Annotated in this window: 6 protein-coding genes; 1 reads left to right on the top strand and 5 read right to left on the bottom strand. The window is 67.3% G+C overall.

The genetic code is table 11. The features are described 5' to 3' along the window. Nucleotides 1–100 precede the first annotated feature (100 nt). From msrQ to clpB, 3 genes are all read right to left on the bottom strand, one after another. Complete coding sequence (gene msrQ, locus ACFOMP_RS19055; protein ID WP_379033494.1) at nucleotides 101–727, bottom strand: protein-methionine-sulfoxide reductase heme-binding subunit MsrQ; 627 nt, start codon at nucleotides 725–727, stop codon at nucleotides 101–103. Beyond that, nucleotides 727–1,623, bottom strand: a complete 897-nt coding sequence (gene msrP / locus ACFOMP_RS19050; protein ID WP_379033491.1) for a protein-methionine-sulfoxide reductase catalytic subunit MsrP — start codon at nucleotides 1,621–1,623, stop codon at nucleotides 727–729. Before msrP ends, msrQ begins: the two co-directional genes overlap by 1 nt. Nucleotides 1,624–1,754: 131 nt before the next feature. Beyond that, nucleotides 1,755–4,382: an ATP-dependent chaperone ClpB gene (clpB, locus tag ACFOMP_RS19045; protein ID WP_379033488.1), complete on the bottom strand. Its 2,628-nt coding sequence runs from the start codon at nucleotides 4,380–4,382 to the stop codon at nucleotides 1,755–1,757. 151 nt (nucleotides 4,383–4,533) lie between these two features. Between clpB and pyrF the strand changes: the two genes are divergently transcribed. After that, entirely contained in the window at nucleotides 4,534–5,226 is a 693-nt protein-coding gene (gene pyrF / locus ACFOMP_RS19040) for an orotidine-5'-phosphate decarboxylase (RefSeq protein WP_289894697.1), read from the top strand. Between the two features lie 2 nt (nucleotides 5,227–5,228). Here pyrF and ACFOMP_RS19035 read toward each other — a convergent pair whose 3' ends face one another. Beyond that, nucleotides 5,229–5,858 carry a glutathione S-transferase family protein gene (locus ACFOMP_RS19035; RefSeq protein ID WP_289894696.1) on the bottom strand — a complete coding sequence of 210 codons (630 nt, stop codon included), beginning with the start codon at nucleotides 5,856–5,858 and terminating at the stop codon, nucleotides 5,229–5,231. A gap of 49 nt (nucleotides 5,859–5,907) precedes the next feature. Continuing rightward, nucleotides 5,908–6,303, bottom strand: coding sequence for an NUDIX domain-containing protein (locus tag ACFOMP_RS19030; protein ID WP_379033484.1), 396 nt, complete (start codon nucleotides 6,301–6,303; stop codon nucleotides 5,908–5,910). Nucleotides 6,304–6,307: the final 4 nt, after the last annotated feature.

Below are 6,307 nucleotides of genomic sequence, written 5' to 3'. Positions count from 1 at the left end.
GCAAGACCAAAAATAAAGAAAAATGACAAAGATCCGTAAGTGGCTGAAAAATATGGGGGAATCGGAGAAGAGGAAAGGAAGAAGCGCCTGGCTGCGGGAATCACCCCGGCCGGCGCGCGACTGTCATCGGCCCGGCTCGGGGCGTTTTCCTCAGCAAACGCAGGCCCAGCAGCACCAGAACCGCCACGAGAATCGTCAGCGGCCAGGATTCCCAGACCTTCAGCGCCCAGAGCCAATGCACCGCCGCCAGAATCGCCGCCGGATAGACCAACCGGTGCAGTTGCCTCCAGCGCGCGCCCATGCGCCGGATCGAGAAGCGGTTCGAGGTCACCGCCAGCGCCAGCAACATCACGAAGCCCAGCATGCCGAAGACCAGATAGGGCCGCTTGGCCACGTCCCCGAGCATCTGCGTCCAGAGAAAGGCCATGTCGAAGACCACCCAGGCCGCCAGATGGCAGGCGGCATAGCTGAAGCAGATCAGCCCCAGCGCCTGGCGAAAGCGCATCAGGTTCAGCCGCGTCAGCCGCAGCAGCGGCGTCACCGCCAGGGTCGCCAGCAGGAAATAGATCGCGGTGCGGCCCAGTCGGTGCTCGATGTCCCGCACCGGATCGACGCCCAGCTGGCCCTGCAACGTGTCCCAGGCCAGCAGACCCAGCGGAATCGATCCGAGCAGCCAGACCGCCCAGACCGGGACGTGCCGCACCCAGCGATTGAGCTGCTGCAGCATCAGTAATGCTTCGCCAGATCCATGCCCGCGTAGAGCCCGGCCACCTGGTCACCATAGCCGTTGAACATCAGCGTCTCCTGCCGGCCGCCGAACAGCCCGCTGCCGATCCGCCTTTCGGTGGCCTGCGACCAGCGCGGATGATCGACCTGCGGGTTCACATTGGCATAGAAGCCGTATTCGCCGGGCTGCAGCATCTGCCAGCTGGTCTGGGGCTGCTTGTCGGTCAGGGTGATCGAGACCAGCGACTTGATCGACTTGAAGCCGTATTTCCACGGCACCACCAGCCGGATCGGCGCGCCGTTCTGGTTGGGCAGCACCCGGCCGTAAAGCCCGGTGGCCAGGATCGTCAGCGGGTGCATGGCCTCGTCCAGCCGCAGCCCTTCGCGATACGGCCAGTCGATGACGCGGCTGCGCTGTCCGGGCATCTGTTCGGGGTCGTGCAGGGTGCGGAAGGCCACGTACTTCGCGCCCGGCTGCACGCCCGCCTTGCCGAGCACCCCGGCCAGCGGCACGCCGAGCCAGGGAATGACCATAGACCAGCCCTCGACGCAGCGCAGGCGATAGACGCGCTCCTCCAGCGCCGCCTCGGGGGTGAGATCCTCGACCCCGTAGCTGCCGGGCCTGTCCACCATACCGTCGATCTGCACCGACCAGGGCGCGGTCTTCAGGCTGCCGGCATATTGCGCCGGATCGGTCTTGCCGGTGCCGAATTCATAGAAATTGTTGTAATTGGTGATGTCCTCGAAGCTGTTCGGCGTCTCGTCGGTCGACAGGCCCGAGGGCTTGCCGCCGAGACCCAGGGCAGGCGTCGCCAGCGCCGCGACGCCCGTCGCCAGAAAGGCCCGCCGGCACAGGTAATCCGCCTCGGGCGTCACGTCGGACCATTTCAGTGCCATGGCAAACTCCCCCTTCTGCTCCGATTCATCATGCCATCCGCCCCGGGCGATGCCGATGAAATTCCGCGTGATTTCCACGCGAGGACCAGAAACGGAAAGGGGCGGATGCCGATGCATCCGCCCCGCTTTCATCAGTGCAGCGGCACCCGCGGCCCGCTGTCACCCGCGGAACCCAGATGCGCCGTGGTCACACGGTTGCCCACCATCAGCCCTTCGGGGCCGGCGCTGACATGCACGGTCTGGCCATCCAGAACCTCTCCGGCCAGGATCATCTCGGCCAGCGGGTTCTGCAGGCTGCGCTGCATCACCCGCTTCAGCGGCCGGGCACCGAAGACCGGGTCGTAGCCCTCGTCCGCCAGCCATTTCAGCGCCGCCTCGTCCAGCTCCAGCCCGATCTTGTGCTGCGCCAGCCGGCTTTCCAGCTGCCAGAGCTGGATCTTGACGATACCGTCCATGTTTTCGCGCGTCAGCCGGTGGAAGATGATGATCTCGTCCAGCCGGTTCAGGAATTCGGGCCGGAAATGCGCCCGCACCGCATCCATCACCTGCGTCCGCGCCTGGCTCGAATCGGCCCCCTCGGGCAGCGCCGACAGCGCCTGCGCCCCCAGGTTCGAGGTCAGCACGATCAGCGTCTGCTTGAAGTCCACCGTCCGACCCTGGCCGTCGGTCAGCTGGCCGTCGTCCAGCACCTGCAGCAGCACGTTGAACACGTCCGGATGCGCCTTTTCGACCTCGTCGAACAGGATCACCTGATAGGGACGCCGCCGCACCGCCTCGGTCAGCACGCCGCCCTCGTCATAGCCGACATAGCCCGGAGGCGCGCCGATCAGCCGCGCGACCGAGTGTTTCTCCATGAACTCGGACATGTCGATGCGGACCATCGCCGAGTCATCGTCGAACAGGTATTCGGCGATGGCCTTGGTCAGCTCGGTCTTGCCGACCCCGGTCGGACCCAGGAACAGGAAGCTGCCCAGCGGCCGCTTGGGATCGTTCAGCCCGGCCCGCGCCCGGCGCACGGCGTTGGAGACGGCCGTCACCGCCTCGGACTGGCCGATGACGCGCTTGCCCAGCACCTCCTCCATCTTCAACAGCTTCTCGCGCTCGCCCTCCAGCATCTTGCTGGTGGGGATGCCGGTCCAGCGTTCCACGACCTCGGCAATCTGCTCGGGGCGCACGGCTTCCTCGACCATCGGACCGTCCTCGCTGCCTTCGGATTCGGCCAGTTGCCGCTCGAGGCCGGGAATGATGCCATAGCTGAGCTCGCCGGCGCGGGCCAGGTTGCCCTCGCGCTTGGCCTGGTCCAGCTCGGCGCGGGCGCGGTCGAGCTGTTCCTTCAGATGGCGCGACCCCTCCAGCCGGTCGCGTTCGGCCTGCCAGCGCGCGGTCATGGTCGCGGATTTCTCCTGCAACTCGGAGAGCTGCTTCTCCAGCTTCTCCAGCCGGTCCTGGGAGGCGGCGTCGTCTTCCTTCTTCAGCGCCTCGGCCTCGATCTGCATCTGCAGGATCTGGCGATCCAGCTGGTCCAGCTCCTCGGGCTTGCTGTCCACCTCCATGCGCAGCCGGCTCGCCGCCTCGTCCACCAGGTCGATGGCCTTGTCGGGCAGGAAGCGGTCGGTGATGTAGCGATGCGACAGCGTGGCGGCAGCCACCAGCGCGGCGTCGCTGATGCGGACACCGTGGTGCAGCTCATACTTCTCCTTGATGCCGCGCAGGATGCTGATCGTGTCCTCGACCGTCGGCTCCAGCACCATGACGGGCTGGAAACGCCGGGCCAGCGCCGCGTCCTTTTCGATATACTTGCGGTATTCGTCCAGCGTGGTGGCGCCGACGCAATGCAATTCGCCCCGCGCCAGCGCCGGCTTGATCAGGTTCGCGGCATCCATGGCGCCGTCGGTCTTGCCGGCGCCGACCAGGACGTGAAGCTCGTCGATGAACAGGACGATCTCGCCCGCCGCGTCCTCGATCTCTTTCAGCACGGCCTTCAGCCGCTCCTCGAACTCGCCGCGATATTTCGCGCCGGCGATCAGCGCGCCCATGTCCAGCGCCCAAAGCTGCTTGTTGCGCAGGCTCTCGGGCACATCGCCGTCGACGATGCGCAGCGCCAGGCCCTCGGCGATGGCGGTCTTGCCGACGCCGGGCTCGCCGATCAGCACCGGGTTGTTCTTGGTGCGACGCGACAGCACCTGCATGGCGCGGCGGATTTCCTCGTCCCGGCCGATGATCGGGTCGATCTTGCCCTCGGCCGCGGCCTCGGTCAGGTTGCGGCCGTATTTCGACAACGCTTCATAGCTGTCCTCGGCGCTGGCCGTGTCGGCGGTGCGGCCCTTGCGGATGTCGTTGATCGCCGCGTTCAACGCCTGCGCCGTCACCTTGCCGGCCGTCAGCGCGTCGCGCGCATTGGTGTTGACGACGGCCAGCGCGGTCAACACCCGCTCGGCCGGCACGAAACTGTCGCCGGCCTTCTTGGCCAGCTTCTCGGCCTCGTCCAGCACGCGCACCAGCGAGGGATCGACATAGACCTGCCCCTGCCCGCCGCTGACCTTGGGCTGCTTGGCCACCGCCTGGTCGACGGCCTGGCGCACGGCCTGGGCGTCGCCCCCGGCCCGCGCGATCAGATTGCTGGCAAAGCCCTGATCGTCATCCATCAGCGCCTTCAGCAGATGCTCGGGCATCACGCGCTGGTTTTCCTCGCGGATGGCAATGGTCTGCGCCGCCTGCAGAAAACCGCGCGACCGTTCCGTGAATTTTTCCATATCCATATGAAAATCCTTTCCTCAGCCCCCGCTTTGGATCGCCCGCATTGGCACGATCCGGCTCGGGTCCTGCCTGTCACATGGGCAGAACGAAACGGGGTTTCAAGACAGCCGGTTCCCGCCTATAAGCGGGCCGTTTGTCGCAGTGAGGGAAACCATGGACGACCGTCTGATCGTGGCGCTGGACGTGCCGAATGCGCTGGCCGGGCTGGAGCTGGCCCAGAAGATCGGCGACGCCGCCAGTTTCTACAAGATCGGGCTGGGCATGCTGACCGGCGGCGGCCTCGCGCTCGCCAACGAACTGAAGCAAGAGCACGGCAAGCGCATCTTCCTGGACATGAAGTTCTTCGACATCGGCGCGACCGTGCAGGCGGCGGTCAAGGGCATCGCGCAATACGACCTCGACTTCCTGACCGTGCATGGCGATCCGCATGTGGTGCGGGCGGCGAAACAGGGCGCGGCCGGGTCGAACCTGAAGATCCTCGCCGTGACCATCCTGACCTCGCTGGACCGCGCCGACCTGGATGCCGGGCTGATCGTGCCCGGCGACCTGGCCGAGATCGTCGCGACCCGCGCCGCCCGCGCCTTCGAGGCCGGGGCCGACGGCGTCATCGCCAGCCCGCGCGAGGCCGCGCTGATCCGCGCCCTGCCGGAATCGGCGGGCCGGCTGATCGTCACCCCCGGCGTGCGGCCGGCGGGCAGCGACGCGGGCGACCAGAAGCGGATCGAGACGCCCGCCACCGCCATCGCCAACGGCGCCGACCATATCGTCGTCGGCCGGCCGATCTGGCAGGCCGCCGACCCCCGTGCCGCGGCGCAGGCGATCCAGGCGGAACTGGCCGGGCTCTGATCTCAGCCGAAATTGCGCCGGAAGACCGGCGCCAGATCCTCGCGCGCCGCCGTGGCGCTGGCGATGGACCAGACCTTGGGCGCGTTCGCCCGGAACCAGTCCGGGCCGGGTTTCCAGTTGCTCATCGCCGCCAGGTAGATGTCCAGCGCCGAGAAGCGCTCGCCCAGGAACCAGGGCGCACCCACCACGCCTTCCAGCGTGCTCCACAGCTCCTGCAGCCGCGCGGTGGTGGCCTCGCCCAGTTCCTGCTGCGCCGCCTTGTCGCTCAGGAAGCGCGCCGGATCGTCGCCGAAGGTGAAACAGGGATAGACCTGCGCCACCAGGAAGATCAGCCAGCGCAGGAAGCGCGGCCGTTCCTGGGCGGCGGCGGCCGGCACCAGATCGTCGCGCCCGGTCAGATCGGCCAGATGCAGGGTGATCGCCGCGCTTTCCGACAGCACCCGGCCGTCAGGCAGGATCAGCACCGGGATCTGCCCGGCCGGGCTGATCCGCATCAGGTCGCGGCGGGCTTCCTGGTCGATGAACAGGTCGGCCACCTCGACGGCATCGGCCTCCAGCCCGTAATGCGCCAGCTGCAACTCGACGATGGCCGAGCCCCAGCCGTTGCGACGGTATAGCTGCATGCGGGACATTCCATGCCTCCTTGCTGATGCCGGGATCATGCACAGGCAGCGGCGTTTTTCAAATCCCCGGCCCGGCATCGGCAAGGATCAGCGCCACCCTTTCCCGGAAATGCGGCACGGCGCGCGGATGGTGGACGAATTCCGCCACCGGCATCATCCGCCATTCCTGCCCCTCGTCGCCAAAGCGGATCGCGGCGATCTCGGGCTCCGCGATGCTGCCGTGAAACATCCAGGACAGCCGCGCCGGATCGTTCCACGACGCGAAGGCCCGGCCGCGCAGCCGGTCGGGGGAAAGCCGCAGACCGAATTCCTCGTGCAATTCGCGCAGGGCGCATTCGACCGGGGTTTCGCCCGGCTCGGCGCCGCCGCCGGGCAGATCCCAATGCGCCGGAAAGGGAATCCAGGCGAAATCGTCGCGCAGGCAGGCCAGCAGCCGCCCGGCATGGGTCAGCACCAGC

Origin of the sequence: Paracoccus simplex, assembly GCF_042648325.1 — a bacterium.
Classification (GTDB): Bacteria; Pseudomonadota; Alphaproteobacteria; order Rhodobacterales; family Rhodobacteraceae; genus Paracoccus; species Paracoccus simplex.
Note: the sequence above shows the minus strand (reverse complement) of the source record. Positions and strands in the feature narration are given on the sequence as shown.